This window comes from Sphingomonas sp. BE138, assembly GCF_031456125.1.
Classification (GTDB): Bacteria; Pseudomonadota; Alphaproteobacteria; order Sphingomonadales; family Sphingomonadaceae; genus Sphingomonas.
Genome location: NZ_JAVDUC010000001.1, coordinates 72,368 through 98,065 on the forward strand (window position 1 = coordinate 72,368; position 25,698 = coordinate 98,065).

The following is a 25,698-nucleotide window of genomic DNA, read 5'->3' on the forward strand; positions in this document are numbered from 1 at the left end:
CCGCGGCGCCTGTCGCGAGCGGCCCGATGGTCGGCGCCGTTCGCTCCAGAAAATGGGGCCGCGGCGAAGCGTTTCAAGGGGTCGCGTAAACACCTACTTTGTTGATAGACATTCCCCGCTGCGGCAGGTTTGCGCCAAGACCGAAGATCACAGGGGGAAGCTTTCATGTCCGTCACGTTCGCCATGCTGCTGGCCGTCCAGGTGCAGGCGCAACCGCCGCAGGGGTCGCCCGCCGCGCCCGTCGTGGTCGGCAATCCGGAGGCGGCGGCCCCGCCGCCGCCGGGCGATCCCGACCGGACCGAGGCGGACGTCCAGCGCAGCTCCGCGGCGGCGGACGTGGTGGTGACGGCGCGGCGCAGGAGCGAGTCGGCGCAGAACGTGCCGATCCCGATCTCGGTGGTCGGCGTGAAGGAGCTGGATGCGACGGGCAGCTTCAATGTCCAGCGGTTGCAGCAACTTCAGCCGACGCTGCAATTCTATTCGACCAATCCGCGCAATTCCTCGATCAACATTCGCGGCCTCGGGGCGCCGCTGGGTCTCACCAATGACGGGATCGAGCAGGGTGTCGGCATCTATATCGACCAGGTTTACCTGAGCCGGGTCGCCGCGGCGACGCTGGACTTCCTCGACGTGCAGCAGATCGAGACGTTGCGTGGACCGCAGGGCACGCTTTACGGCAAGAATACCGTCGCGGGTGCCATCAGCATCACGAGTAAGGCACCCAGTTTCACGCCGCAGGGCCGTGCGGAGGTGACGGTCGGCAATCTGGAGTTCAAGCAGGCCAAGGCCTCGGTCTCCGGTCCGCTGACCGACAATATCGCGATCCGGCTGGGGCTGGCGACGACCAGCCGGCGCGGGACGATCTTCAACGTCGCGACCGGCGATTACGTCAATTCGCAGGACAATCTCGGCATCCGCACCGCGATCCTGTGGAAGCCGACCGACGACCTGAACGTGACGCTGTCCGGCGATTATTCGCGCCAGAATCCGGATTGCTGCGCGCAGATCTTCGTGCGGGTCGGCGCGACGCAGCGCCCGCTCAACCGGCAGTTCGACCAATTGGCCGCCGCGCAAGGCTACGAGCCGCCAAGCCGCAATCCGTTCGACCGGCTGACCGACCTCGACGCGAAGCTGAGCGCGCGCAACGAGCTGGGCGGGCTGTCGCTACGCGCCGAGCAGAAGCTGGGCGAGGGGACGCTGACCTCGATCACGGCGTGGCGCTTCTGGGACTGGCTGCCCGCCAACGATCGCGACTTCACCGGGCTGCCGATCACCACCTTGTCGCAGAACCCGAGCCGGCAGGATCAATATACGCAGGAATTCCGCTACGCCGGCGAAGGGCGCGGGTTCGATTACGTGCTGGGCGCGTTCGGTTTCTACCAGACGATCAAGACGACCGGCACGCAGCGCCAGGGACCGGCGGCGAGCCGCTGGCTGATCAATCCGTCGAGCGCCCTGTCGCGCGACCCATCGGTGCTCGACGGGCTGACCGCCGCCAACGACATCAGCCTGAAAAATTTCTCGGGCGCGCTGTTCGGGAAGCTGAACTGGAAGCTGACCGACGACGTGACGTTGTCGCCGGGCGTGCGGCTGAACTATGACGACAAGATCGGCAGCTATATCAGCGTGGTGCGTGACGGGCAGGGCAATCTGGTCCCTGCGACCGGCGGCAACGCGCGGCAGGCCGCGCAACGCGACGCGATCCAGCCGCAGGAATTCCGCGACCAGAAATTCCGCGAGTGGAACGTCTCCTACGACTTCACCGCGTCGTACAAGCCGTCACGCGACGTGCTGCTCTACGCCACCTATGCGCACAGCTTCAAATCGGGCGGGCTGAACCTGAACGGCGTGCCGGTGGTGAACGGCGTGGTGCAGACGCAGCTGGCGCAGGTCGCGCCCGAGAAGGTCGACCATTTCGAGCTGGGCGCGAAGTCGCAATTCTGGGATCGCAGGGTGACGCTGAACGTCACCGGCTTCTGGACCGAGATCAGCGACTATCAGGCGGTGGTCAACAACAGCTCGACATCGACGCTGCGCGGTTATCTGGCGAATGCGGGCAAGGTGCGGGTGCGCGGCATCGAGGCCGACTTCTCGGTACGGCCGAGCGACCGGGTGAGCCTGTATACCAACGGCGCGTTCACCGACCACGAGTATGTCGACTTCAAGAACGCGCCGTGCCCGCCCGAGCTGTCGGGCGGCGGGAGCGGCGCGGTGATCGGCGCGCCGGGGCAGCCGGGAACGAACAGCCCGGTGGCCTGCGACATTTCGGGGCAGTGGCTGCCGGGGATCTCGAAGTTCGCCTTCTCCTACGGCGGCGAGTATAACCTTCCCGCTGCGGTGTTCGGCGAGGCGGGCGAGGCCTATGTCGGGGTCGACGCCAATTCGCGTACCAAGTTCTCGTCGAACGCGTCGCGGTCGATCTATACCGATGTCGATGGCTATACGCTGGTCAACGCGCGGCTGGGCTTCCGGACCGATGGCGGCATCAACGTGTTCGGGTGGGTGCGGAACCTGTTCGACACCGAATATTACGAAGTGCTGGCGACGACGCCGGGGAACACGGGGCTGATCGCGGGCAATGTCGGCGATCCGCGCACCTATGGGTTGACGGTGGCGTTCGGGTTCTGAGGGTCTGTGACTTCCACCAATCGTGCTGAGCTTGTCGAAGCTTTGACAGGCTCAGGGCGAACGGGGTGGGGGTAGCACCGTTGTTAGTGAGGCGCGTGCCGGGGTGATCGGTTTTGCGGGCCACGCGCCGACGGCGGAGCCGTCGTCGTGACGTCGGACGGGATCGGCCACGGCCGACCCGCCGGCCGGTTCGGCCGCCGCGCGGCGCGCGTCGATCCGTGCAGCGAAACTGCGACCGAACGGCAAACGCCCGGGCCGTTTTTCACGACCCGGGCGCCTGCGTGACGATCGCTCGTCAGCCCCCTATCCTGCCGTCCGCCCGCACGCCTTTCCCGAGGGATCAGCGGGGCTTGATGGCGTTCCCCGAACCACGGCCTTTGCCTGTGTGCCAGTGCCCGCGGTATGCGGGGCGGCGGGTTCGCTGTCGATACAAATGAACCGCAGCAAAACCGATTGCGGCGACTATGTGACGATTCCGCAACAGCGCCCATTGCGAAGCCCACACCGGCTCCCTACAGGCACATCCATGTTGCTGTCGCGCTATGAAAGCATGATCGCGCGGCGGTATCTGCTGCCGGGCAAGGGTGAACGCTTCATCGTGCTGGTGGCGGGCTTCTCGCTCGGCGCGGTGATGCTGGGGGTCGCGGCGCTCGTCATCGTCATGAGCGTGATGAACGGTTTCCGCGCCGAGCTGTTCGACAAGATCGTCGGACTGAACGGTCACGCGGTGGTGCAGGGCTATAACGGCCGCCTGCCGGACTGGCAGCGCGTCGTGGCGCTGGCCAAGGCGACGCCGGGGGTCACCAGCGCGGTGCCGATGATCGAGCAGCCGCTGTTCGCGACCTACAACGGGCGTGCCGAGGGCATCCTGCTGCGCGGCATGCGCCCGGAGGACATCCAGAACAATCCGACGATCCGCTCGAAGGTGGTGGCGGGCAGTCTTTCGACGCTGACGCCGAACTCCAGCAATGTCGCGATCGGCGCTAGACTGGCCGAGCAACTGGGCGCGACGATCGGTTCGCAGATCACCATCATCAGCCCGCTCGGCCCCTCGACCCCGTTCGGCACCATGCCACGAAGCGTGATGTACACCGTGACCGCGATCTTCGAGGTCGGCGTGTACGATTACGACAAGGCCTATGTGATCATGCCGTTGCCCGACGCGCAGACGCTGCTGCTGTCGGGCGACTCAGTCGGCATGATCGAGCTGCAGACCAGCGATGCCGACCGGGTCGGTCCGATCCTGGCCCCGCTGGCACGCGCGGTGCAGGGCTATGCGGTGGTCAGCGACTGGCGGCGGCTGAACGCCGAGCTGTTCGATGCGCTGGCGGTCGAGCGGGTGGCGATGTTCGTCGTCCTGTGCATCATCATCCTGGTCGCGGCGTTCAACATCGCCAGCTCGCTGATCATGCTGGTGCGCTCCAAGACGCGCGACATCGCGATCCTGCGCACGATGGGAGCGAGCCGCGGCGCCATGCTGCGCATCTTCATGACCGTGGGCACGACGATCGGGGTGCTGGGCACGTTCGCAGGGCTGCTGCTCGGCGCGGTATTCCTCGCCTTCCGCCAGTCGGTGGTCAATTTCGTCCAGCTGGTGACGGGGCAGAACCTGTGGGATCCGTCGATCCGCTACCTGACCGAGCTGCCGTCGAAGGTCGATCCGGTCGAGGTGACCGCTATCGTCGTCATCACGCTGTTGATGACGTTTCTGGCGACGGTCTATCCGGCGTTGAAGGCGGCCAATACCGATCCGGTCGAGGTGCTGCGTTATGAATGAGGCAAGCGAACCGGCGCACCGGCACGGCGTTGCCGCGTCCGACAGCGCCGGCCCGGTTCTGCAAACCACCGGTCTCGCGCGCAGCTTCTCGCAGGGCGAGACGACGATCCACGTCCTGCGCGGGGTCGACCTGGCGGTACAGCCGGGCGAGATCGTCGCACTGCTGGGGCCGTCGGGCTCGGGCAAGTCGACGTTGTTGCAGGCGGTGGGCTTGCTGGAGGGCGGCTTTTCGGGCTCGATCCGCATCGCCGGGACCGAGGCCGCGAAGCTGGATGCGGCGGGGCGCACCGCGCTGCGTCGCGACCGGCTCGGCTTCGTCTATCAGTTTCACCACCTGCTGCCCGATTTCAACGCGATCGAGAACGTCGTCCTGCCGCAACTGATCCACGGCAGCGAGCGCGCGCCGGCCGAGGAGCGCGCGACGGCGTTGCTGACCGCCTTGGGGGTCGGACACCGGCTGACGCATCGACCCTCCGCACTGTCGGGCGGCGAGCAGCAGCGCGTCGCGGTGGCGCGCGCGCTGGCCAACCGCCCGGCGCTGGTGCTGGCGGACGAGCCGACCGGCAACCTTGACGAGAAGACCGCGGACCGCGTGCTGGCGGAGTTCCTGCGGCTGGTGCGCGGCGAGGGCTCGGCGGCGCTGGTCGCGACGCATAACGAGCGGCTGGCGGCACGGATGGACCGGGTGGTGCGGCTGCACGAGGGGCAACTGGAGGTGGCGGGATGAGCGCGATCACCGATCTGGCGGTCAAGGGCGCGGACGGGCAGTCGGTGCCGCTCGACCGCTGGCGGGGTCACGTGCTGCTGATCGTCAACACCGCATCGAAATGCGGGTTCACGCCGCAATATGAAGGGCTGGAGGCGCTGCATCGTCGTTACGCGGGGCGCGGCTTCGCGGTGCTGGGGTTTCCGTGCAACCAGTTCGGCGCGCAGGAGCCGGGCGATGCGGCCGAGATCGCGAACTTCTGCTCACTGACCTATGACGTGACCTTTCCGGTCTTCGCGAAGATCGACGTCAACGGTGCGACGGCCGATCCGTTGTTCGAGCGGTTGAAGCACGAGGCGCCCGGCGTGCTGGGGACCAAAGCGGTGAAGTGGAACTTCACCAAGTTCCTGGTGGATCGCGAGGGAAGGGTGGTGCGTCGCTATGCGCCGACGACCAAGCCCGAGGAACTGGCCGCCGATATCGAGGCGTTGCTGTAGGCGATGTTCGGGGATCGCGTCGTGCTGGGGTGCATGTTCGCGCTGATCCTCGCGATCCTGTCGTTGTTGCTGCTCGCGCTGGCCGCGACGCACGTCGCGGTGCGATCCTAGGCGGCCGTGGTCGGCGTCAAGCGGGCATCGCGAACGGTTGGGCGCCCTTGCGGTGGTCGCCGGCGGCGGTGATCGCGGTGATGCCGCCGATCAGGAAGCTGACCCCAAGGATGAAGCCCGGCAGCGTCAGCGCCGACCACGGCACGGTCATCAGGATGAATGCCGCCAGCAACAGGTTTACGACACCGAGCGCGATCATCAGCCCGCGCCGCCGCCGCATCCGGAAGCCCAGCACGATCTCCAGCACGCCGCGCACCGTGAGCCAGACCGTCACCATGAGGGTCAAAGAGAGCGCACCGGTCACCGGCTCGAACACCATCACCGCACCGACGATCACCGAAAGTACGCCGAACAGCACCGCATAGACGCGGCCTTCATGGCCCTGCCCGAACAGCCCGGCGGCGATCGAGAAGACGCCGGATACGAACAGCAACGCGCCGATCACGACGGTGGCGGCATAGGTGGCCGCGAACGGCCAGACGAACGCCGCGACGCCGAGCAGGACGGAGACCACGCCGTACGCCATGATCCATCCCCAGCCGGCGCCGGTGCTCGCACCGGCCGGGTGGAACTCGTTTGCGGGCGCGTTGCCGAGTGGCGTCATGTCGATCACTCCTGTTCGGGTACGGCGAACGGATCGGCGTGAACGCGGTTCCTCTCCCCGCGGCGGGGATGGCCGAATCGGGTCAATGCGCCTAGCTATGCGCGATGCCGCATTCCGGGTTCGTGCCGCTCCGCATCTTTTCCAGCTACACCATGCTCGACGGCGCGATCGAGCCGAAGGCGATCGCCAAGCGCGCGGCCAAGCTCGGCTTCCCCGCGGCTGCGCTGACCGACCGCAACGGGCTGTATGCCGCGATGGCCTTTTCCGACGCGGCGATGGGGGCGGGCGTGCAGCCCGTGATCGGCACGATGCTGGGCGTGGCGCGCCCCGACATGCCCGAGGGGGTCGCGGCGGCGATCGATTGGATCGCACTCTATGCGCAGGACGAGGGCGGCTACGACAACCTCTGTGCGCTGGTCAGCCGTGCGCACCTCGACCGGCCGCTGGAGCTTGCGCCGCATGTCGCGTTCGACGTGCTGGAGCGGCATTCCGGCGGGCTGATCGCGCTGACCGCCGGGGGCGAGGGCGGGGTGGCGCGGTTGTTCGCCGAGGACCAGCCCGAGCGCGCCGCGGCCTATGCCGACCGGCTGGCGACGATCTTCGGCGACCGGCTTTATATCGAATTATGCCGGCGCGACGACGCGATTGAGGACAAGGCGGAGCCGCTGCTGCTCGATCTCGCCTACGACCGCAACTGGCCGATCGTCGCGATGAATCCGTGCTGTTTCGAGGAAGCCGATTTCGGCGACGCGCACGACGCGATGCTGTGCATCGCCTCGTCCAGCTATGTCGAGAGCGAGGATCGCCCGCGTAGCTGCGGGCACGCGTGGATGAAGCCCGCGATCGAGATGGCGGCGCTGTTCCACGATCTGCCCGAGGCGCTGGCGAACACGCTGGTCGTCGCGCAACGCTGCGCGGTCGCGGCGCCGAAGCGCAAGCCGATCCTCCCTAGCCTCGCGGGCGACCGCGAGGGCGAGGCGGCGATGCTGCGTGCCGACGCCGCCGCCGGGCTGGAAGCGCGGCTCGACCGGATCGAGGAACTGGGCGCGCAGCCCGCGGGCGATCCGGCGTGGCGCGAGACGTATCGCAAGCGGCTGGCGTTCGAGGTCGACGTCATCATCCAGATGGGCTTCCCCGGCTACTTCCTGATCGTCGCCGATTTCATCAAATGGGCGAAGGATCACGACATCCCGGTCGGACCGGGGCGTGGTTCGGGCGCGGGCTCGGTCGTCGCCTGGGCACTGACGATCACCGACCTCGACCCGATCAAGCTGGGGCTGCTGTTCGAGCGCTTCCTGAACCCGGAACGCGTGTCGATGCCAGACTTCGACATCGACTTCTGCGAAACGCGGCGTGGCGAGGTGATCCGCTACGTCCAGGAAAAATACGGCCGCGATCAGGTGGCGCAGATCATCACCTTCGGTAAGCTGAAGGCGCGCGCGGTGCTGAAGGACACCGGCCGCGTGCTCCAGATGAGCTATGGTCAGATCGATCGGCTCGCCAAGCTGGTGCCCAACCACCCGACCGATCCCTGGGACCTGAAGCGTGCGCTGAACGGCGTGCCCGAGATCGCGCGCGAATATTCGAACGACAATCAGGTCCGACACCTGTGGGACCTGGCGACGAAGCTGGAGGGACTGCCCCGCCACTCGTCCACCCACGCGGCGGGCGTGGTGATCGGGGACCGGCCGCTGGCGCAGCTGGTGCCGCTCTACCGCGATCCGCGGTCCGACATGCCGGTCACGCAGTTCGACATGAAATATGTCGAGGGTGCGGGGCTGGTGAAGTTCGACTTCCTGGGCCTGAAGACGCTGTCGGTGCTCAAGAAGGCGGTCGAGCTGCTGAAGAAGCGCGACATCCACGTCGATCTCGACGCGCTGCCGTGGGACGACGAGGGCGTCTACAAACTGCTCCAGCGCGGCGACACGGTGGGCGTGTTCCAGCTGGAATCGGAGGGGATGCGGCGTACGCTGTCCGCGGTGCGCCCGACCAATTTCGGCGATATCGTCGCGCTCGTCTCGCTTTATCGCCCCGGACCGATGGACAACATCCCGTCGTTCGGGCGGCGCAAGCAGGGGACGGAGGAGATCACCTATCCGCACCCGCTGCTCGAGCCGATCCTGGCGGAGACGTACGGGATCTTCGTCTATCAGGAACAGGTGATGCAGGCCGCGCAGGTGCTGGCGGGCTATTCGCTCGGCGGCGCGGACCTGTTGCGACGCGCGATGGGCAAGAAGATCAAGGCGGAGATGGACGCGCAGCGCGCGACCTTCGTCGCGGGGTGTGCCGAGCACAACCAGATCCCGGCACCCTATGCCAACCAGCTGTTCGACTTGATCGACAAGTTCGCCGGGTACGGCTTCAACAAGTCGCACGCCGCGGCCTATGCACTGCTCGCTTATCAGACCGCGTGGCTGAAGGCGCATCATCCGGCCGAATTCTTCGCCGCGTCGATGTGCTACGACCTGCACCTGACCGACAAGCTCGCGATCTTCGTCGACGATGCCAGGCGGCTCGGTATTCCGCTGCTGCCGCCGTGCATCAACGGCAGCGTCGCGGAGTTCGACGTCGAGCTGAACGAGGAGGGGCAACCGGCGGTCCGCTACGCGCTGGCCGCGCTGAAATCGGTCGGCGAGGGCGCGATGGAGCGGCTGTGCGAGGAGCGCGTCAAGGCGGGACCGTTCCGGAGCCTCGACGACCTGGCCGCGCGCGTCGATCCGCGGCTGCTCAACAAGCGGCAGGTGGAGACGCTGGCGGCGGGCGGCGCGTTCGACTGCCTCGATGCGAACCGCGCGGGCGTCCATGCGGTTACCGAGACAATGCTGGCGATCGCGGCGCGCACGCACGAGGGGCGGACAAGCGGGCAGGGCGGGTTGTTCGGCGACGATGCCGGGGCGGGCGACGCGATCAAGCTGCCCGCGCAGGCACGCTGGTCGCTGGCCGAGCGGATGGAGCAGGAGAAGGAGGCGTTCGGGTTCTATTTCTCGGCGCATCCGGTCGACCGCTATCGCCATCTCGCCAAGACGCATGGCGCGCGCAGCTATGTCGCGCTGGGCGACCTGCAGATCGCGGACGGCGCGCGGGTGATGGCGACGATGGCGGTGCTGGTCGAGGAAGCACGCTGGCGGACCTCGGCGCGCGGCAAGCGCTATATGATGGCCACGCTGTCGGATGCGACCGGGCAGTTCATGGCGACCTGCTTCGACGACGGGCCGGCGGCCGATCTGGAAGAAGCGGCCAAGAACGGCGGGTGCGGGCTGGCGACGGTCGAGCTGGACCGGCGCGCGGGGGAGGAGACGCCGCGGGTCACCGTCAAGTCGATCAAGCCGTTCGAGACGCTGGCGACGGCGACGCGCTTTGCGCTGGAGGTGCATGTCGAGGATGCTCGCGCGGTGGCGGCGCTGGCGGCGCTGATCGGGCCGTTGCGCGGCGCGCGCGGCAAGGTGACGCTGAAGGTGCCGATCGGTGAGGGCGAGGTGGCCACGGTGATCCTCGACCGCGACTTCGCGCTGGATGCGGAACTCGCGGAACAGATCGAGGCGTTGCCGGGAGTGACGAAGGTCGAGTTCGAAATCGAGGAAACCCGGCTGCGCTCGGTGGGCTAGGCCGGGTTGAAACGGTCGGCCGGAAGAGGCGTCGTGCAAGCGAACGATGCGCGTCGGATGACGGTCGATCTGACCGCGTGGCCCGATCTGGTCGTGGTGCAACTCGGCTTTTCGCGTCGGTCATTTACGCGGTGTGCCGTCGTTCCTGCGCATCGGGCGTGGGCTGGCGGAGATCCGGCGCTCACCGCCCGACGGGCTGCTGGGGTCGCAATCGTGCCTCTATGGCTGGAACCACGTCGGCTTCCGGCAATATTGGTGCGATCTCGACAGCCTGGAGGCGTTCACGCGCGCGATGCCGCACGGCGGGTGGTGGAAGGACTTTCTCACCGATCGCCACGGCAACGGCTTCTGGCACGAGGCTTATTCGGCGCGGGGCGGGATGAAGGCGATCTATGTCGACATGGACGCGGCCCCCGCGCTGGGCGCGTTCGCGCCGCAAGTGCCCGCGCATGGACGGCTGCTGTCGGCGCGCGGACGGTTGGGGCGGTAAGCGTCAGAACAATTCGCCCTGCGCGCCGGCCGGGCGTCGGAACAGGTCGCAGCGCAGATGGAGTTCGCGGCGCCGGTCGGGGAAGCCGGCTTTCGAACGTGCGATCCGGAAGCGTGTCTTCAGCAGTTCGGCCCACGGCCCCTGACCCTTCATCCGCATTCCGAAACGCGGATCGTTGTCCTTGCCGCCGCGCAGGCTCTGGATGATCGCCATCACCTTGGCGGCGCGATCCGGGTAATGTTCGTCGAGCCACGCGCGGAAGAGCGGGGCGACCTCCCATGGCAACCGCACCGGGATGTAGGAGACGCCGAGCGCTCCGGCGGCGGCGGCGCGCGCGACGATCGCCTCGACCTCGCTGTCGGTGATCGCCGGGATCACCGGTGCCATGTTGACATAGGTCGGCACGCCCGCGTCGGTCAGCGCGCGCACCGCCGAGAGTCGCCGTTCGGGCGTGGTCGCGCGCGGCTCCAGCGTCATTGCGATGCGCGGATCGAGCGAGGTGACCGACATCGCCACCGCGACCAGATTCTTGCGCGCCATCGCGGCCAGCAGGTCCAGGTCGCGCAGTACGCGGTCGGACTTGGTGGTAATGACGAGCGGATGGTCGCATTCGGCGAGCACCTCCAGGATACCTCGGGTGATCCGCCACTCGCGCTCGACCGGCTGATAGGGGTCGGTGTTGGTGCCCAGCGCGATCGGGGCGCTTGCGTAGCCGGGCTTCGTCAATTCGGCGCGCAGCAACACAGCGGCATCGGGCTTGGCGAACAGCTTCGTCTCGAAGTCCAGGCCCGGCGAGAGGTCGTGAAAGGCGTGGCTGGGTCGCGCGAAACAGTAGACGCAGCCGTGCTCGCAGCCGCGATACGCATTGATCGAGCGGTCGAACGGTACGTCGGGCGACTGGTTGCGGGTGATGATCGTGCGCGGATGCTCGACGGTTACCGTGGTGCGGATCGGCGGGGGCGCGCCGTCGACGTCCGCGCGCGCGTCGAGCCAGTCGCCGTCCGCTTGCGTCTGCGGCAAGTTGAAGCGGGTGCTGGCCGCGTTCTGCGTGGCGCCGCGCGTTGCTCGGGTCTTGCCGGTATCCATGCGGCCTTGTACGACATCGCGCGGAACGAATAAAGAACATGGAGTGGGCTGATGAGCTATGAGGGCAGCTGCCATTGCGGCGCGGTGACGTTCGAGGTGGCGGGCGATCTGCCCGACTCGGCAATGAGCTGCAATTGCTCGCATTGCCGTCGGAAGGGCTTCCTCCTCGCGTTCGTGCCCGGAGACGCGGTGACAATCCGCGGGGAGGAAGGACTAGGCGCGTACACCTTCAACAAGCATGCGATATCGCACCGTTTCTGTACGACGTGCGGCTGCCAGCCGTTCAGCCTGGGTGCCGATCCGGCAGGCGCGGCGGTGGTGGCGCTGAACCTGCGATGCGTGCCGTCGATCGACCTCGCCTCGCTCACGGTGCAGGAGATCGACGGCGCCAGCCTGTAGGACGTTCGTCCGCGGTCACCACCCTGGACGACGAACCGGCGAGGTACGGCGTTACCGCTCCATCAGTCGCGGCATGAGTTCGACGAAATTGCAGGGGCGGTGGCGGCTGTCGAGCTGCGAGGCGAGGATGCCGTCCCATGCGTCCTTCACCGCGCCGGTCGAGCCCGGCAGCGCGAAGATGTAGGTGCCGCGCGCCACGCAGGCGCAGGCGCGGCTCTGGATCGTCGAGGTGCCGATCGTCTGGAAGCTGAGCCAGCGGAACAGCTCGCCGAAGCCGGGGATCATCTTGTCGGCGACGCGCTCGACCGCCTCGGGCGTGACGTCGCGCCCGGTGACGCCGGTGCCGCCGGTGGTGACGATGCAATCGACGGCGGCATCATCGATCCAGCGGTGAAGCTGCGCGACGATCGCGTCGACGTCGTCACGCAGGATCACCCGGTCGGCCAGCACGTGCCCGGCCGCAGTCAGCCGCGCGACCAGCGTGTCGCCGGACCGATCCTCGGCGAGCCCGCGCGTGTCGGAGACGGTCAGCACCGCGATGCGGACGGGCAGGAAGGGGCGGCTGTCGTCGATCGGCATGCTCACGGACTAAGCGGATGCCGGTGTTGCGTCCAGAGCGCGCCGCGATGGCGGTGCGGCTGGAAACGACCGGGCCGCGGCGATCGATAGCTCGTCCGTTTCGAGTCAATCGCCGCTTGGCTTTCGCTGCGTCGGTCGAGATCCTGGCGCAAAAGGGGGCGACATGGACGAAGCCGTTTTCCTGGCAAAGGCCTTGCAGGAGGAGCTGATCGACTGGATCGGCAATCCCGAGATCAAGGCGGCACGCGCGAAGAAGGTGGCCAACCGGCAAGGGCGCGAAGACATCGTCTATCGGCCGGCGGACGGCGGATCGTGAACGGTCGCGGCGTCGCCGCGTGACGGCCCTGGACTGACGCGGCGGAAGGAAGCTCGGCTCGTCGGGCTTTGCGGCTCCCCCTGTCGATCTCGCTCCGGCGGCCGCTCAGTTCGACTGGATCGGGGTCTGCACGCCGACGCTGGCGTTCACGGCCAGTGCGGTGTTCGGGGCGGGGTTCATCCGCACCGCGCTGGCGCCCGGAAGACCGGGGAAGCGCGGCCACATGCCCTGCGCCAGCGCGACGCGGCTGGGGCTCTTGGCCTTGCCGCCTTGCGCCTCGTACATCCAATAGTTGCGCAGCACCGTGACGACATAGCCGCGCGTCTCCCAGTAAGGGATGCTCTCGATATAGAGCAAAGGATCGCCACCGTCGCGGACCAGCGCGTTCCACTCGCCGACCGGCTTCGGACCGGCGTTGTAGGCCGCGATCACCTTCGGAAGCAGCCCGCCGGTCGCGCCCATGTCGCGCAGCCGTTCGATATGGCGCTGCCCGATGTCGATGTTGGTGGAGGGGCGCGCGAGCGCGTTCTGGTCGATCGCCACGCCGCGTTCGCGCATGTAATCGGTCGCGGCGGCGGGCATGATCTGCATGAGCCCGAACGCACCGGCCGGGCTGCGGACCTTGTTGCGGAAGCCCGATTCCTGGAGGGTGTGGGCATAGACGAGCGCCTTGTCGATCCGCCAGCCGGTATCGGGGGTCCAGTTCGGCATCGGATAGCGCGTGTCGGCGGTAGCGACCGCGCCCTGCGGCAGATTGTGCGCCAGCCAGACCGTGGTGGCTGGCAGGTTCAGCGTCTCGCTGAAGCGGACGAGGCTGGTGAACTCGGCCGGATTGCCGATCCGCGCCTGTTGTCGCACCACGCGATCGGCATCGTCGATCTCGCCGATCTCGGCGAGCGCGGCGGCGACGCGGATGTTCGGCCGGCGTTCGAGCCGCGCCCAATCGTCCGACACGCGTTGCGGCCGGACCACCGGCATCCCGAGCCCGAGCGCCTGTCGCGCGAGCAGCCCGTAGAACGTCTCGCCATATTGCGAGGCGATCTTCAGCCGTGCCTCGACCCGGTCGGGGCGACCGCACGCCATGTCGGCGCGCGCCGCCCAGAACAAGGCGGTGGCGCGCAGGTCAATATCGAGGCTGCGTGCGGCGACATTTTCGAACTCGATCTGCGTGGTCGCGCAATCCTGCTGCCGCCACGCCGCCAGCGCCTGCGTCCAGCGTCCGTGGATCGCCCAATCGCCGGTGCCGAGCGCGGCGCGCGCGCCCATGTCGCGCGCCTGTCGGTCGAGCCCCTGCAGGAAATAGATCCAGGCGATCCGCGCCTGCCATTCGGTCTGCGCCTCGGGGGAGAGGCCGGGCGTCGACTCCAGCAGCGCCTGCGCCTCGGCACCCAGATCGCCCTTGACCAGCGGCTGCATCCTCACCGCCAGATCGGCGGCGATCTGGTCGCTGGCGGTCGCCTTGGCACGGACGCGGATCGGCGCGCCGTCGTTCCAGATCAGCCGCTGTTGCTCCGGAAGCGTCGGCAGGTCGGTCAGCCCGCGCGCCTTCGCGACGCGCAGCAAGGCGTCGCCCTGCGGCAGCTCGGGGGCCTCGGCCAGCAAGCGCGCCACCGCGGCGCCATCGGCCCTGGGCGAGCCCTTCGCGGTGAACAGCTCGGCTCGCGCATAGGCGTGGAGCGGGCCGGTCGGCATCGTATCCAGCGCGATCTGCGCATCGGTCCAGCGTCCGTCGTGGAGCGCGGCGAAGACGCTGCGATAGCCGCTGCGCTGTTCGGGGGTGAGCTGCGGCGGGATGCCGGCATCGGCCGGGATCGCCGGGGGGGCAGGGGGCGCGACCACCGGCAGACCGCCGCCGACCGGCGCGGCCTGCGCGGGCGCCCCGGACAGGGCGGCAGCAGTGGCCAGCAGCAGCCCCATGGCACAGGCACGCGTCACCGTTCGACCTCCCCGGTCAGCATCAACAGGTCCTTCCACGCTTCCGCCTTGGCAGCCGGGCGGTCCAGCAGAAACCGCGGGTGGTGGCTCGCCACGACATGCGTGACCCTGCCATCTTTATGGTTAAGCACGTGGAAACGCCCGCGCGCGTCGGCGACGTTCATCGCCAGGATCGCACGACTGGCCGCATCGCCCATCACCAGCAGGCGTTTGGGCGCGGCGAGCGCGACATGGTGCCGCGCGATCTCGCCGAGCCGCGCCTCGATATCGCGGGGCACGCGGCCGGTGGTGGGACGACGCACGCAGACCGAGGCGAGCGCGGTGTCGGCGCGCGAGCGGCCGATCGCGGCGAGCATCCGGTCGAACAGCCGCCCGACCTCGCCCTCCATCAGCATGTCGCGATCGTCGCGTTCGGGGCAGTCGACGAACACCATCACCTCGGCATCGGCGGGGCCGGCGGCGGCGATCGCCCCGCCGCCCCAGCGCGCCTCGGGCGCGGCGGCGCCGATGCGCCACGCGGCGAAGGCCGCGGCGTCCTCAGGCAGCGTATCGGCGGCCGTCGGCGCGTCGGCAGGAGCGGATGGCGCGGGCCGGGCGGACTGTCGTGCGGCCAGTTGCTGCGCCGCGCTTTCCAGCCAGGCGAAGCCTTCGTCGCCGACGACCACGTCGACCCCGGCGTCCTGCCACCAGTCGAGCGCGCTCGCGGCCGCCTTCGCCCAGTCGAGATTCTGATCGGCCCCCATTCGCGGCATTAGGATGGACAGTTGACGCGAAGGTCAACTTGCTGGCACCGCCGATGCCGACAGAACGTTGGCACGATACGACGAGCGCCCGGTGCGGGTGCGCGCGCAGGAGATGACGAAGTGAGCGACCGCGAATCCATGCCCTATGACGTGGTGATCGTCGGTGCCGGCCCCGCGGGGCTGTCGGCGGCGATCCGCCTGAAGCAACTGGCCGCGCAGCGCGAGGCCGACATTTCGGTGTGCGTGCTCGAGAAGGGCTCTGAGGTCGGCGCGCACATCCTGTCCGGCGCGGTGATCGACCCGCAGTCGCTGGACGAGCTGCTGCCCGACTGGCGCGACGACGGCTGTCCGCTGGCGGAGGTGCCGGTGACGCAGAACCATCATTGGGTGCTGACGAAGAAGGGCAAGTTCAACCTGCCGCACCTGTGGACGCCGCCGTTCCTCCATAACAAGGGAACGTATACCGGATCGCTGGGCAATCTGTGCCGCTGGCTGGCAGGCAAGGCCGAGGAACTGGGGGTCGAGATATTCCCCGGCTTCGCGGCGGCCGAGATCCTGTTCAACGAGGACGGCAGCGTGAAGGGTGTCGCCACCGGCGACATGGGGGTGGCGCGCGACGGGACGCACAAGCCCGAGTATCAGCCGGGGCTGGAGCTGCACGCCAAATACACCTTCTTTTCCGAGGGATGTCGCGGGCACCTGTCGAAGGAACTGATGCGGATCTTCGACCTGCGGCGCGACTGCGATCCGCAGGTCTATGGCCTGGGCGTCAAGGAGCTGTGGGACATCGACCCCGCGCTGCACGAGCCGGGTAAGGTGGTGCATACGCAGGGATGGCCGCTGAGCGAGCATGGCGGCAACGGCGGTGGGTGGATCTATCACCAGGCCGGGGGGCAGGTGTCGATCGGGTTCGTGACGTGGCTGAACTATTCGAACCCGTACGTCTCGCCGTTCCAGGAAATGCAGAAGTGGAAGACGCACCCGCAGGTCGCGGCGCTGCTGAAGGGCGGCAAGCGCGTCAGCTACGGGGCGCGCGCGATCAATGACGGCGGGTTGCAGTCGATCCCGAAGCTGGTCTTCCCCGGCGGCGCGTTGATCGGCGACAGCGCCGGCTTCCTCAACGTGCCGCGCATCAAGGGCACGCATACGGCGATGAAGAGCGCGATGCTGGCGGCCGAGGCGGCGGTCGACGCGATCCTGTCGCAACGCGGCGGCGACGAGCTGGTCGCGTATCCGGAAGCGTTCGAGCGCAGCTGGATAAAGAAGGAGCTGTCGATCGTCCGCAACGTCGTGCCGCTGGTCAAGAAGTTCGGCGACTTCCTCGGCTCGGGGCTGGCGGGCATCACGATGTGGGCGGAGTATCTGGGCCTCAGGATGCCGTTCACGCTGCATCACCACCCCGATCACGAGACCTTGTGGCGCAAGGACCTGGTCAAGAAGATCGACTATCCCAAGGCGGACGGCGTGCTGACCTTCGACCGGCTGTCGTCGGTGTTCCTGTCGAACACCAATCACGAGGAGGACCAGCCGGTCCACCTGACGCTGAAGGACCCGAACGTCCCGGTCGCATACGACCTGCCGATGTACGACGAGCCGGCGCAGCGTTATTGCCCGGCGGGCGTGTACGAGATCGTGGGCGAGGAGACCGGCGACCCGAAGTTCGTCATCAACGCGCAGAATTGCGTCCACTGCAAGACGTGCGACATCAAGGATCCCACCCAGAACATCAACTGGGTGGTGCCGGAGGGCGGTGGCGGGCCGAACTATCCGAACATGTGAGCCCGGCATGTAAGCTGTGGGATGCCGGGCGCTGAACGAGCGGCGCGCTCGCGGGTTGGTCGGGGATGATCGCCGTGCCGCCACTGGACCTCGCCGCCGCGTTTCCCTACCGCGGCGCGGCACGCTCCGCTCGCTCCCGAAAGGCCGCCGCCACGCTTATCCGCCGCCTCGCGCTCCTGATCGCCGCAAACGCGCCCGTCGCGGCGATGCCGGCGGTCGCCGCCACAGGTGACATCGCCGCCTATATGCACGCGCGGGTTGCGGAAGGGGACGGGGCGGTCGCGGTCGCGGCGCGCGACTATGCGCGTGCGCTCGCGGAAGACGCGGGCAACACCGACCTGGCGGTGCGCAGCTATCGGGCCGCGATCCGTGCTGGCGACATGCCGCTGGCCGATCGTGCCGCGGCCATGCTGGCGGCGCAGAAGGCCGCGCCGTCCGACACAATCCTGATCGCGCTGGCCGATGCGGCGCACGACGGCGACCGTACGGCGGCGGCGGCCGCGCTGGCCCGGTTCGAGGACGACCGGCTGCGCATCCTCGCGCCGCCGCTGCGCGCCTGGCTGGCGCTCGATAGCGGCGGCGATCCGTTCGCGGCGCTGGCGCGGGTGCCGGACGAGCCGGTCGCGCGCCGCTTCGCCGCGGAGACGCGCGCGCTGCTGCTGATAGCGACCGGGCGCACCGGCGAGGGGATAGCGGCGGTTCGTGCGCTTGGAGGCGCCGACGACCTCGCCGCCCTCGACGAGCGCGTGGCCGCCGCGCGCCTGCTGATCGGGCAGGGCAAGGCCGCCGACGCGCGCGTGCTGCTCGACGACGACGACGGGCAAGTGGCGCTTCGCGTTTCGCCGACGCGCGGGGCTATGCCGTCGTTCGCCTTCGGCGCGTCGCATCTGTTCACCCGCGTCGCCGCCGATCTCGCGACCGGCGAGTCCGGGCCGCTGACCTATACGCTTCTGCGGGCGGCGCTGCGGGCCGATCCCGGCAACGACCGTGCGCGGCTGCTGCTCGCCGGGGTGCTGGCACGCGACGATGCGCTCGACGCCGGGCTGGCGTTGCTGGACGAGGTGCCCGCGGACAGCGCCTACGCCTCGGTCGCGGCGACCGGGCGGGTGCAGATGCTGGCGGCGGGCGGGCGCGACGGGGCGGCGCAAGCGGCGCTCGACCGGCTGTCGTTCGCGGCGGACGCGGCGAGCGGCGACCTCCAGCGGCTGGCCGACCTGAACATGCAGCTCGATCGTCCGGCTGCCGCGGCACCGCTCTATGCGCGGCTGGTCGAGCGTGCCGGCGCGCGGGCGGACTGGGCCGACTGGCTGCAATATGGCGCGGCGCTCGACGGGGCCGGGGACTGGCGCAAGGCGCGTTCGGCGCTGGAAAAGGCGGTCGAAAAGGGGCCGGACGAGCCGCTGGCGCTCAACTATCTCGGCTATGCGCTGACCCTGCACAAGGAGCGGATGGCGGCGGCGCAGGCGATGCTGGAGAAGGCCGCACGGCTGAAGCCCGACGATGCCGCGATCGCCGATTCGCTGGGATGGGCGCTGTATTTGCGCGGCCAGCCTGCGCGCGCGCTGCCGCTGGTAGAGCGCGCCGGAACCGCGGACCCGCTCAACGCCGAGATCGGCGAGCATCTCGGCGATCTTTATTGGACCACGGGGCGCCGCTTCGAGGCGCGCTATGCCTGGACCGCCGCGCGTGCGACGGCAAGCGACGCTGTCGCCACGCGGCTGGACGACAAGATCTTGGAGGGACTCCGCTAGATGCCGGTGGAGGTCGCACCCGCCAAGCTCAACCTCGCGCTGCACGTCCGTGCGCGGCGCGCCGACGGCTATCACGAGCTGGAGACGCTGTTCGTCTTCGCGCGCGATGGCGACACGGTGACGGTCGAACGCGCCGATGCGCCGTCGTTCGCGGTGACCGGGCCGTTCGCGGCGGCGGTCGGGCCGGACGGCGACAATCTGGTGACGCGCGCCGAACGCGCGTTTCGCGACACCTTCGGATTACGAGCTGCGCATGCGATCGTGCTCGACAAGCACCTGCCGGTGGCATCGGGGATCGGCGGGGGTTCGGCCGATGCGGCGGCGACATTGCGCGCGCTGGCGACGATCCACGGTGTCGCGGACGACGATGCAAGGCTGATGGCGATCGCGGCGCGGCTCGGCGCCGACGTGCCGGCGTGCCTGCTCGGCCGACCGACCCTCGGCAGCGGGCGCGGCGACGCCCTGGTGCCGGTCGCGGGGCTGGGCGACATGCCCGCGTTGCTGGTCAATCCCCTGGTCGCGGTGTCGACCGCGGCAGTGTTCGCAGGCTGGGACGGGGTCGATCGCGGCGCCTTGCCGGGGGAGGGCACGACGCTGGCGCGTGCGTTGGCCGGACGCAATGATCTGCAAGCTCCTGCCGAGTCCGTCGCGCCGGTGATCCGCGACGTGCTGGCGGTGCTGGCCGCGTGCGACGGGGTCGTGATGGCGCGCATGTCGGGGTCGGGGGCGACGTGCTTTGCGCTGTTCGACGAGGCGGCTCGTCGCGACTCCGCGGCCGCGATCGTCGCGCATCACGCGCCGCGGTGGTGGCGGATGGCGACGACGATCGGCTGAAGGATTGATTTCACGGCCAAGTTCACCACTTGTTCTTATGGAACGAAGTGAGTACAACGGCGTCGCGCGTTGAATGCGGCGCGCGGTTGCTCTAGCGAAAGGCTCCACGGCAATGGCCGCCAAACTTCAGGTGATCGATACCGGCATGGCAACCGCGAACGCAGACCGTCAGAAGGCGCTCGACGCCGCCCTCGCGCAGATCGACCGCGCCTTCGGCAAGGGCTCGGCGATGAAACTGGGTCAGAAGGAGACGATGCAGGTCGAGGCGATCTCGACCGGCTCGCTCGGGCTCGACATAGCGCTCGGCGTGGGCGGACTGCCGCGCGGACGCGTGATCGAGGTCTATGGCCCCGAAAGCTCGGGCAAGACGACGTTGGCGCTCCACGTCATCGCCGAGGCGCAGAAGAACGGCGGTACCGCCGCCTTCGTCGACGCCGAACATGCGCTCGACCCGGTCTATGCCAAGAAGCTGGGCGTCAACATCGACGAACTGATCGTGTCGCAGCCCGATACCGGCGAGCAGGCGCTGGAGATCACCGATACGCTGGTGCGCTCGAACGCGATCGACGTGCTGGTGGTCGACTCGGTCGCCGCTCTGGTGCCGCGCGCCGAGATCGAGGGCGAGATGGGCGACAGCCACGTCGGCCTTCAGGCACGATTGATGTCGCAATCCCTGCGCAAGCTGACCGGTTCGATCAGTCGCTCGCGCTGCATGGTGATCTTCATCAACCAGCTGCGCATGAAGATCGGCGTGATGTACGGCAATCCGGAGACCACGACCGGCGGCAATGCGCTGAAGTTCTATGCCTCGGTCCGGCTCGATATTCGTCGCACCGGCGCGATCAAGGATCGCGACGAGGTGATCGGCAATTCGACGCGGGTGAAGGTGGTGAAGAACAAGGTCGCCCCGCCGTTCAAGCAGGTCGAGTTCGACATCATGTACGGCGAGGGCATCTCGAAGATCGGCGAGATCCTCGACATCGGGGTCAAGGCCGGGCTGGTCGAGAAGGCGGGTGCGTGGTTCTCCTATGATTCGGTCCGCATCGGGCAGGGGCGCGAGAACGCCAAGAACTTCCTGCGCGAAAATCCCGAGATGATGGATCGGCTGGAGAAGGCGATCCGCGGCCGGACCGAGCAGGTGTCCGACGGCATGATGGCCGGGCCGAGCGAGGACGACGACATCTGACCGGCCGCGGCGCAAGCGGGTGGCCGGCCGCATGACCGACGCGGCGGCGTGGCGCGGGCGCGTCGGTGAGGTGTGGGCGCGCGAACATGCCCGCACCGAGCGCGCCTTCGCAGGGGTGGCGGCGGTCCTCGACCATGCGATCCTGCGCCACGCGCCGGAACGCGGGCGAGCGGCGGACATCGGGTGCGGGGTCGGGAGCACCACGCTTGCGCTGGCGGCGGCGCGGCCCGGATTGCACGTCACCGGTATCGATCTGTCGCCGGCCCTGCTCGCGGTTGCGCGCGAACGCGGCGGCGTCGGAGGACCGGCGTTCGTCGCTGGCGATGTGGAAGCGGTGCTGCCGACGCTCGCGCCGCTCGACCTGCTGGTGTCGCGCCACGGCGTGATGTTCTTCGCCGATCCCGTGGCGGGCTTCGCTGCGCTTCGGCGCAGCGTAGCGTTTGGGGCGCCGCTGGTCTTTTCCTGCTTTCGGCCCCGCGCCGATAACGAATGGGCGACGACGGTCGACGCAGCGCTCGATATTGCGGTGTCGGCGCGTGATGACGTCTACGCACCGGGGCCGTTCGCCTTAAGTGACGAAGCGCGGCTTCGCGCCGTGCTGGCGGCTGCCGGGTGGACCGACGTCGACGCGACCGCGCACGACGTCGCCTATGCGGTTGGCGGCGGCGCCGCGCCGATCGAGGATGCGCTGGACTTCTACCGCTCGATCGGGCCGGCGGCGTCGGTGCTTGCCGCGGCCAGTGCCGGCGAGCGCGGGCGGATCGAGGCGCGGCTGCGCGATCTGTTCGCGGCACGGATACACAGCGGCACGATCACGTTCACTGCCGCGACATGGGTCGTATCCGCGCACGCGGGGAAGGATTTGCCGTGACGATCATCGTCCACCACCTCGAGAACTCGCGGTCGCAGCGCATCCTGTGGATGCTCGAGGAACTGGAGTTGCCGTATGAGGTCAAGCGCTATGAGCGCGACAAGGCGACGATGCTCGCGCCGCCCGCGTTGCGCCGCGTGCATCCGCTCGGCAAATCGCCGGTGATCGAAGACACCGCCGCACCAGGGGCAACGGGAGCGCGCGTGGTCGCAGAGACCGGGGCGATCGTCGAATATCTGGTCGACCGCGCCGATGGCAAGCTCGGACCCCCCGCCAGGCGCGACGAGGCGCTCGCGTATCGGTTCTGGCTGCACTATGCCGAAGGTTCGCTGATGCCGCCGCTGTTGGTGAAGCTGGTGGTCTCGCGCATTCCGCTGCTCGGCAAACGCGTCGCCGGCCGTATCCAGCCCATGATCGACCGTCACCTCGATTTCGTCGAGGCGTCGCTCGGCGAGCATCCGTGGTTCGCGGGCGACACGTTCACGGGCGCGGACATCATGATGAGCTTTCCGCTGGAGGCGGCGCGGAGCCGCGCGGGGCTTGGCGAGCGGCACCCGCATACGACCGCGTGGCTGGAGCGCATCCATGCCCGCCCGGCGTACCAGCGTGCGTTGGCAGCGGGCGGACCGTATGCTTACGCCTGATCGTGAGCGGGTTCGAGTTCGCGCGATCCTGCCGGGGGGGGCGGTGCTGGCAATCGGCGGTACGCGCGCCACTTCCGCCCAACCAGATGCGCGACATCAGCGGCACGCCGGTGCCGCCCGGAACACTCCTCCGAGAAACTGACGCGCAGACTGGGTCGTTACTGACCGGCAGGGCATCACCACCAATTCGGCCAATTCGGGGAGATCCAGGCGGAACGCGACCGGTTGACGGTAGGGCCGCGGCGGATGATCCGCTCCGCACGGTGATCCGACAACGGACGTCGCGTCGGTCGTTTGTCTCCTCTTCACGGGCTTCGCGAGGGCGGCGGCCGATTTGATCGACAGCGGCTGGAGCGGGTGACGGAAGCCACCCGCCCATGTCAGATCAGAACCGCGTGCGCATCGTCACGCCGTAGGTCCGCGGTTCGGCGATGAACGAGGTGAACAGCGTGTTCGCGCTGGCGAACGACGGCGCGCCGAACGCCTGGACCTGCGATTGCGAATTGCTGCCCTGGAAGGGCGCACTGAAGGCCACCTGCTGGTAGTCGGTGTCGAGCAGGTTCTGCGCCCATAGCTCCACCGCCCAGCGCTGCTCGGCGCCGCGCAGGCCGACGCGGGCATTCATCAGGAAGAAGCCGTCCTGACGCTTCTCGAAGAACAGGTCGGAGCCGGTGTTGTAGTCGCTGGTCATACGACCGTCGACATAGAACAGCGCGCTGAGGCCGCGCTCGCCGATCGCCGGCGTCCAGCCGATCGAGCTGGTCACCGTGTGCTTGGGCGCATTGGACATCTGCGCACCCGGCAGCAGGAACAGCGCGGCATTGAGCGGCTCGCCCGCCTTGCTGCCGACCAGGTTGCGCGCGTATTTGGCGTCAGCCAGCGTGTAGCCGAGGTTCACGGTGACGTCGGGCGTCGGGTACATGCCGACCTCCAGCTCGACCCCCTGCGTGACGAGCCCCTTGCCGACCTTGCCGGTGCACGCGCCGGTGGTCGACGAGGCGTCGCGATCCGCGCCGTCGAGCGGTTTGTCGCACCCGCCGACGTTCTGGACGATGTAGCTGGTGCCGTTGAAGGTATTCAGCTGGAAGTTGGTGAATTCGGAGCGGAACGCCGCGACGTTGGCGGTGAACTGACGCGAGCTGAACTTCAGCCCGAGCTCATAGGCGTTCACCGTTTCCGGATCGAAGCGCAGGTTGACGGCATCGGCCGCGGCGGGAGTGCCGAAGACGTTGGCGGTCAGGTCCGACCGGTCGAGGTTGTAGCCGCCCGCCTTGTAGCCGCGCGCGTAGGAGGCGTAGACGAGCGTGCTGTCGACCGGCTTCCACGACACGACGCCGGTTCCGGTCAGCTGGCCCTCGCGGATCTGGTCGCCGAGCCGCACCGCGCTGAGCGCCGAGGTCGAGTTGCCGATGCAGGAGAAGGTGATGAGACCGCCCGCGAGCTGGCGCAAGGTCGCGTTGCTGCTGCCCAGCAGCGGGCGGAGCGCCGCCTGCTGCGCGGGGCAGACGGTGTTGTTGTTGTTGAACCCGGCCGCCAGCGTCTTGTGCTCGTTGGTGTAGCGCAGGCCGACGGTCATGCTCAGCCGGTCGGTGACACGGTAGATATTGTGGGTGAAGAAGGCGAAGTTCTCGCTGGTCTGGTCATAGGCGTCGCGCAGGCTGCCGACATTGTTGATCGTACCGAGCCGGTCGATGCCCGCGACGATGGCGCTGCCGACGCCGGCGGTCAGCGCGCCGCGCCCGGCGGCGCTCAGGCAGCCCGGATTGGCGGGGTTGCGCAGCGCGGCGAGCGGGTTGATCGTCGCGACGATGCGGCACGCCGCGAACGCGCCATATTGCGCGCCGAAGCGCAGATTGTCGACGACCGCCAGCTTCTCGTGCGCGTAATAACCGCCGACGAGCCAGTCGAGCCGGTCGTTGAGGATCGTGCCCGAAAAGCGGCTCTCGTGGCTGAAGACCTTGAACTGGCGATAGTTCTGGCCATCGTTCGGGCGGTAGACGAGGTCGACGTTGGAATAGTCCATGTCGCCCGCACCTGCGGATTTGTATTCGCGGTAGGCGGTCAGCGAGGTGAGCTGCGTCGCGCCCAGGTTCCAGCGGACGCGCATCGAGATGCCACCGTCGGTGGTGAGGTTCGAATAGGCACGGCCGGGGGTCTGCGCGATGCGGCGGTTGTAGGGATCGCCCTCGCTCGGCAATATGCCGCCCAGGCTCCGCAGGATCGACGTGACCGGATTGCCGGCCGGGTTGATCGCATAGTCGCCGGGGACGCCAGGGGTCGGATCGAGCTTCTCGCGCGTGTCGACATAGACCGCGCCGCAGCACTTTTCGTCGCGGTGCGTATAGTCGCCGATGAAGCGGATCGCGAGGTCGGGGGTAATCGTGAACAGCAACTGCCCGCGCACGAAGTAGCGGTCGCGGTTGTTGAAATCGGTGTCGTTGACGACGTCCTTGAGGAAGCCGTCGCGGCGGCTGGCGACACCGTCGATGCGGAACGCCAGCAAGTCCTTGATGACGGGGCCGGTGAGCGCGGCCTGCACGCGCGCGGCATCATAATTGCCGTAGGTGGCTTCGGCCATTCCGCCGAAGGTGAATTCGGGGAGTTTGGTATAGATGCTGATCGCACCGGCCGACGAATTGCGGCCCGACAACGTGCCCTGCGGCCCGCGCAGCACCTCGATCCGCTCGACCTCGCCCAGATCGTTGAGGCCTGCGCCGGTCCGGCTGCGGTAGATGCCGTCGATGAAGACCGCGACCGAGCTTTCCAGGCCGGGGTTGTCGCCGACCGTGCCGACCCCGCGGATGCGCGCGGCGGCGTTCGCTTCGCTGCCGGTCGAGGAGACGAGCAGCGACGGGGCGATCTGAGTCATCTGGCGAATGTCGGTTGCGCCCGAATTCTGGAGCGCGGCCTGGCCGAACGCCGACACCGCGATCGGCACGTTCGACAGTCGTTCGGAGCGGCGGGTGGCGGTGACCACGATATCGGCCGTGTTGGGTGTGGCCTCTTGCGCGCTGCCCGCCGTCTTCGCATCCGCCGCCGACCCGCGCAGATCCTGCGCCGCGACCGGCGCCGAAACGAACGCGATCATCGCCGCCGACAGATAGAGCCCCGCCTTCGACATCATTTTCCCCTAAATCCCGTAATTTGCGCCCCGGCT

The 25,698-nt window shown here is 68.3% G+C and carries 20 protein-coding genes; 14 read left to right on the plus strand and 6 right to left on the minus strand.

Annotated elements, in window-relative coordinates; genetic code table 11:
* Positions 1 to 165: 165 nt before the first annotated feature.
* The 4 genes from J2Y58_RS00370 to J2Y58_RS00385 all read left to right on the plus strand — a co-directional run bounded on the left by J2Y58_RS00370 (position 166) and on the right by J2Y58_RS00385 (position 5,608).
* Positions 166 to 2,628 carry a TonB-dependent receptor gene (locus J2Y58_RS00370; RefSeq protein WP_310096988.1) on the plus strand — a complete coding sequence of 821 codons (2,463 nt, stop codon included), beginning with the start codon at positions 166 to 168 and terminating at the stop codon, positions 2,626 to 2,628.
* 526 nt (positions 2,629 to 3,154) lie between these two features.
* Entirely contained in the window at positions 3,155 to 4,405 is a 1,251-nt protein-coding gene (locus tag J2Y58_RS00375) for a lipoprotein-releasing ABC transporter permease subunit (RefSeq protein WP_310096991.1), read from the plus strand.
* Positions 4,398 to 5,132, plus strand: coding sequence for an ABC transporter ATP-binding protein (locus J2Y58_RS00380; protein ID WP_310096994.1), 735 nt, complete (start codon positions 4,398 to 4,400; stop codon positions 5,130 to 5,132). The genes J2Y58_RS00375 and J2Y58_RS00380 overlap by 8 nt, the downstream gene beginning before the upstream one ends.
* On the plus strand, positions 5,129 to 5,608 hold the full coding sequence (locus J2Y58_RS00385) for a glutathione peroxidase (RefSeq protein ID WP_310096996.1): 480 nt from the start codon (positions 5,129 to 5,131) through the stop codon (positions 5,606 to 5,608). Before J2Y58_RS00380 ends, J2Y58_RS00385 begins: the two co-directional genes overlap by 4 nt.
* A 127-nt stretch (positions 5,609 to 5,735) precedes the next feature.
* Here the strand turns inward: J2Y58_RS00385 and J2Y58_RS00390 are convergent, their stop codons facing one another.
* Positions 5,736 to 6,323, minus strand: coding sequence for an HdeD family acid-resistance protein (locus J2Y58_RS00390; protein WP_310097000.1), 588 nt, complete (start codon positions 6,321 to 6,323; stop codon positions 5,736 to 5,738).
* A gap of 104 nt (positions 6,324 to 6,427) precedes the next feature.
* Between J2Y58_RS00390 and dnaE the strand changes: the two genes are divergently transcribed.
* Both dnaE and J2Y58_RS00400 read left to right on the plus strand, forming a co-directional pair.
* Positions 6,428 to 9,928, plus strand: a complete 3,501-nt coding sequence (gene dnaE / locus J2Y58_RS00395) for a DNA polymerase III subunit alpha (protein WP_310097003.1) — start codon at positions 6,428 to 6,430, stop codon at positions 9,926 to 9,928.
* Between the two features lie 133 nt (positions 9,929 to 10,061).
* A complete protein-coding gene (locus tag J2Y58_RS00400; RefSeq protein WP_310097006.1) occupies positions 10,062 to 10,418 on the plus strand; it encodes a monooxygenase family protein in 357 nt (118 codons plus the stop codon).
* A gap of 3 nt (positions 10,419 to 10,421) precedes the next feature.
* On the opposite strand, the gene J2Y58_RS00405 is transcribed toward J2Y58_RS00400, so the two are convergent.
* On the minus strand, positions 10,422 to 11,504 hold the full coding sequence (locus J2Y58_RS00405; protein WP_310097008.1) for a PA0069 family radical SAM protein: 1,083 nt from the start codon (positions 11,502 to 11,504) through the stop codon (positions 10,422 to 10,424).
* A gap of 51 nt (positions 11,505 to 11,555) precedes the next feature.
* On the opposite strand from J2Y58_RS00405, the gene J2Y58_RS00410 reads away from it, so the two are divergent.
* Entirely contained in the window at positions 11,556 to 11,903 is a 348-nt protein-coding gene (locus tag J2Y58_RS00410; protein ID WP_310097011.1) for a GFA family protein, read from the plus strand.
* 51 nt (positions 11,904 to 11,954) lie between these two features.
* Here J2Y58_RS00410 and moaB read toward each other — a convergent pair whose 3' ends face one another.
* Positions 11,955 to 12,482, minus strand: a complete 528-nt coding sequence (moaB, locus tag J2Y58_RS00415) for a molybdenum cofactor biosynthesis protein B (RefSeq protein WP_310097015.1) — start codon at positions 12,480 to 12,482, stop codon at positions 11,955 to 11,957.
* A gap of 163 nt (positions 12,483 to 12,645) precedes the next feature.
* Between moaB and J2Y58_RS00420 the strand changes: the two genes are divergently transcribed.
* Positions 12,646 to 12,798, plus strand: coding sequence for a hypothetical protein (locus J2Y58_RS00420; protein WP_310097018.1), 153 nt, complete (start codon positions 12,646 to 12,648; stop codon positions 12,796 to 12,798).
* Positions 12,799 to 12,903: 105 nt separating this feature from the next.
* Here J2Y58_RS00420 and J2Y58_RS00425 read toward each other — a convergent pair whose 3' ends face one another.
* Positions 12,904 to 14,715 carry a lytic transglycosylase domain-containing protein gene (locus tag J2Y58_RS00425; RefSeq protein WP_310098303.1) on the minus strand — a complete coding sequence of 604 codons (1,812 nt, stop codon included), beginning with the start codon at positions 14,713 to 14,715 and terminating at the stop codon, positions 12,904 to 12,906.
* Positions 14,716 to 14,729: 14 nt separating this feature from the next.
* Positions 14,730 to 15,476: a uracil-DNA glycosylase family protein gene (locus J2Y58_RS00430; RefSeq protein WP_310097021.1), complete on the minus strand. Its 747-nt coding sequence runs from the start codon at positions 15,474 to 15,476 to the stop codon at positions 14,730 to 14,732.
* 138 nt (positions 15,477 to 15,614) lie between these two features.
* Here J2Y58_RS00430 and J2Y58_RS00435 point away from each other — a divergent pair, with 138 nt between their 5' ends.
* The 6 genes from J2Y58_RS00435 (at position 15,615) to J2Y58_RS00460 (ending at position 22,541) form a co-directional block, all read left to right on the plus strand.
* Positions 15,615 to 17,255, plus strand: a complete 1,641-nt coding sequence (locus tag J2Y58_RS00435; protein WP_310098308.1) for an electron transfer flavoprotein-ubiquinone oxidoreductase — start codon at positions 15,615 to 15,617, stop codon at positions 17,253 to 17,255.
* 74 nt (positions 17,256 to 17,329) lie between these two features.
* On the plus strand, positions 17,330 to 19,006 hold the full coding sequence (locus tag J2Y58_RS00440; RefSeq protein WP_310097023.1) for a tetratricopeptide repeat protein: 1,677 nt from the start codon (positions 17,330 to 17,332) through the stop codon (positions 19,004 to 19,006).
* Complete coding sequence (locus J2Y58_RS00445; protein WP_310097028.1) at positions 19,007 to 19,840, plus strand: 4-(cytidine 5'-diphospho)-2-C-methyl-D-erythritol kinase; 834 nt, start codon at positions 19,007 to 19,009, stop codon at positions 19,838 to 19,840.
* Positions 19,841 to 19,952: 112 nt separating this feature from the next.
* Positions 19,953 to 21,026 (plus strand): recombinase RecA, encoded by a 1,074-nt coding sequence (gene recA, locus J2Y58_RS00450; RefSeq protein WP_310097031.1) that lies wholly within the window; start codon positions 19,953 to 19,955, stop codon positions 21,024 to 21,026.
* Positions 21,027 to 21,057: 31 nt separating this feature from the next.
* A complete protein-coding gene (locus tag J2Y58_RS00455) occupies positions 21,058 to 21,897 on the plus strand; it encodes a class I SAM-dependent methyltransferase (RefSeq protein WP_310097034.1) in 840 nt (279 codons plus the stop codon).
* Positions 21,894 to 22,541, plus strand: a complete 648-nt coding sequence (locus J2Y58_RS00460; protein ID WP_310097037.1) for a glutathione S-transferase — start codon at positions 21,894 to 21,896, stop codon at positions 22,539 to 22,541. The genes J2Y58_RS00455 and J2Y58_RS00460 overlap by 4 nt, the downstream gene beginning before the upstream one ends.
* A 385-nt stretch (positions 22,542 to 22,926) precedes the next feature.
* On the opposite strand, the gene J2Y58_RS00465 is transcribed toward J2Y58_RS00460, so the two are convergent.
* Positions 22,927 to 25,662: a TonB-dependent receptor gene (locus J2Y58_RS00465; RefSeq protein ID WP_310097040.1), complete on the minus strand. Its 2,736-nt coding sequence runs from the start codon at positions 25,660 to 25,662 to the stop codon at positions 22,927 to 22,929.
* Between the last annotated feature and the right edge of the window lie 36 nt (positions 25,663 to 25,698).

What these genes read in the sequence shown, in the direction of transcription:
- J2Y58_RS00445 (WP_310097028.1), top strand. Translation starts at nt 19,007, where the DNA reads ATGCCGGTGGAGGTCGCACCCGCCAAGCTCAACCTCGCGCTGCACGTC.
- J2Y58_RS00405 (WP_310097008.1), bottom strand. Translation starts at nt 11,504, where the DNA reads ATGGATACCGGCAAGACCCGAGCAACGCGCGGCGCCACGCAGAACGCG.
- J2Y58_RS00425 (WP_310098303.1), bottom strand. Translation starts at nt 14,715, where the DNA reads ATGGGGCTGCTGCTGGCCACTGCTGCCGCCCTGTCCGGGGCGCCCGCG.
- J2Y58_RS00370 (WP_310096988.1), top strand. Translation starts at nt 166, where the DNA reads ATGTCCGTCACGTTCGCCATGCTGCTGGCCGTCCAGGTGCAGGCGCAA.
- J2Y58_RS00430 (WP_310097021.1), bottom strand. Translation starts at nt 15,476, where the DNA reads ATGGGGGCCGATCAGAATCTCGACTGGGCGAAGGCGGCCGCGAGCGCG.
- J2Y58_RS00385 (WP_310096996.1), top strand. Translation starts at nt 5,129, where the DNA reads ATGAGCGCGATCACCGATCTGGCGGTCAAGGGCGCGGACGGGCAGTCG.
- J2Y58_RS00375 (WP_310096991.1), top strand. Translation starts at nt 3,155, where the DNA reads ATGTTGCTGTCGCGCTATGAAAGCATGATCGCGCGGCGGTATCTGCTG.
- recA (WP_310097031.1), top strand. Translation starts at nt 19,953, where the DNA reads ATGGCCGCCAAACTTCAGGTGATCGATACCGGCATGGCAACCGCGAAC.
- J2Y58_RS00465 (WP_310097040.1), bottom strand. Translation starts at nt 25,662, where the DNA reads ATGTCGAAGGCGGGGCTCTATCTGTCGGCGGCGATGATCGCGTTCGTT.
- J2Y58_RS00435 (WP_310098308.1), top strand. Translation starts at nt 15,615, where the DNA reads ATGCCCTATGACGTGGTGATCGTCGGTGCCGGCCCCGCGGGGCTGTCG.
- J2Y58_RS00420 (WP_310097018.1), top strand. Translation starts at nt 12,646, where the DNA reads ATGGACGAAGCCGTTTTCCTGGCAAAGGCCTTGCAGGAGGAGCTGATC.
- dnaE (WP_310097003.1), top strand. Translation starts at nt 6,428, where the DNA reads ATGCCGCATTCCGGGTTCGTGCCGCTCCGCATCTTTTCCAGCTACACC.
- J2Y58_RS00455 (WP_310097034.1), top strand. Translation starts at nt 21,058, where the DNA reads ATGACCGACGCGGCGGCGTGGCGCGGGCGCGTCGGTGAGGTGTGGGCG.
- J2Y58_RS00410 (WP_310097011.1), top strand. Translation starts at nt 11,556, where the DNA reads ATGAGCTATGAGGGCAGCTGCCATTGCGGCGCGGTGACGTTCGAGGTG.
- J2Y58_RS00390 (WP_310097000.1), bottom strand. Translation starts at nt 6,323, where the DNA reads ATGACGCCACTCGGCAACGCGCCCGCAAACGAGTTCCACCCGGCCGGT.
- moaB (WP_310097015.1), bottom strand. Translation starts at nt 12,482, where the DNA reads ATGCCGATCGACGACAGCCGCCCCTTCCTGCCCGTCCGCATCGCGGTG.
- J2Y58_RS00380 (WP_310096994.1), top strand. Translation starts at nt 4,398, where the DNA reads ATGAATGAGGCAAGCGAACCGGCGCACCGGCACGGCGTTGCCGCGTCC.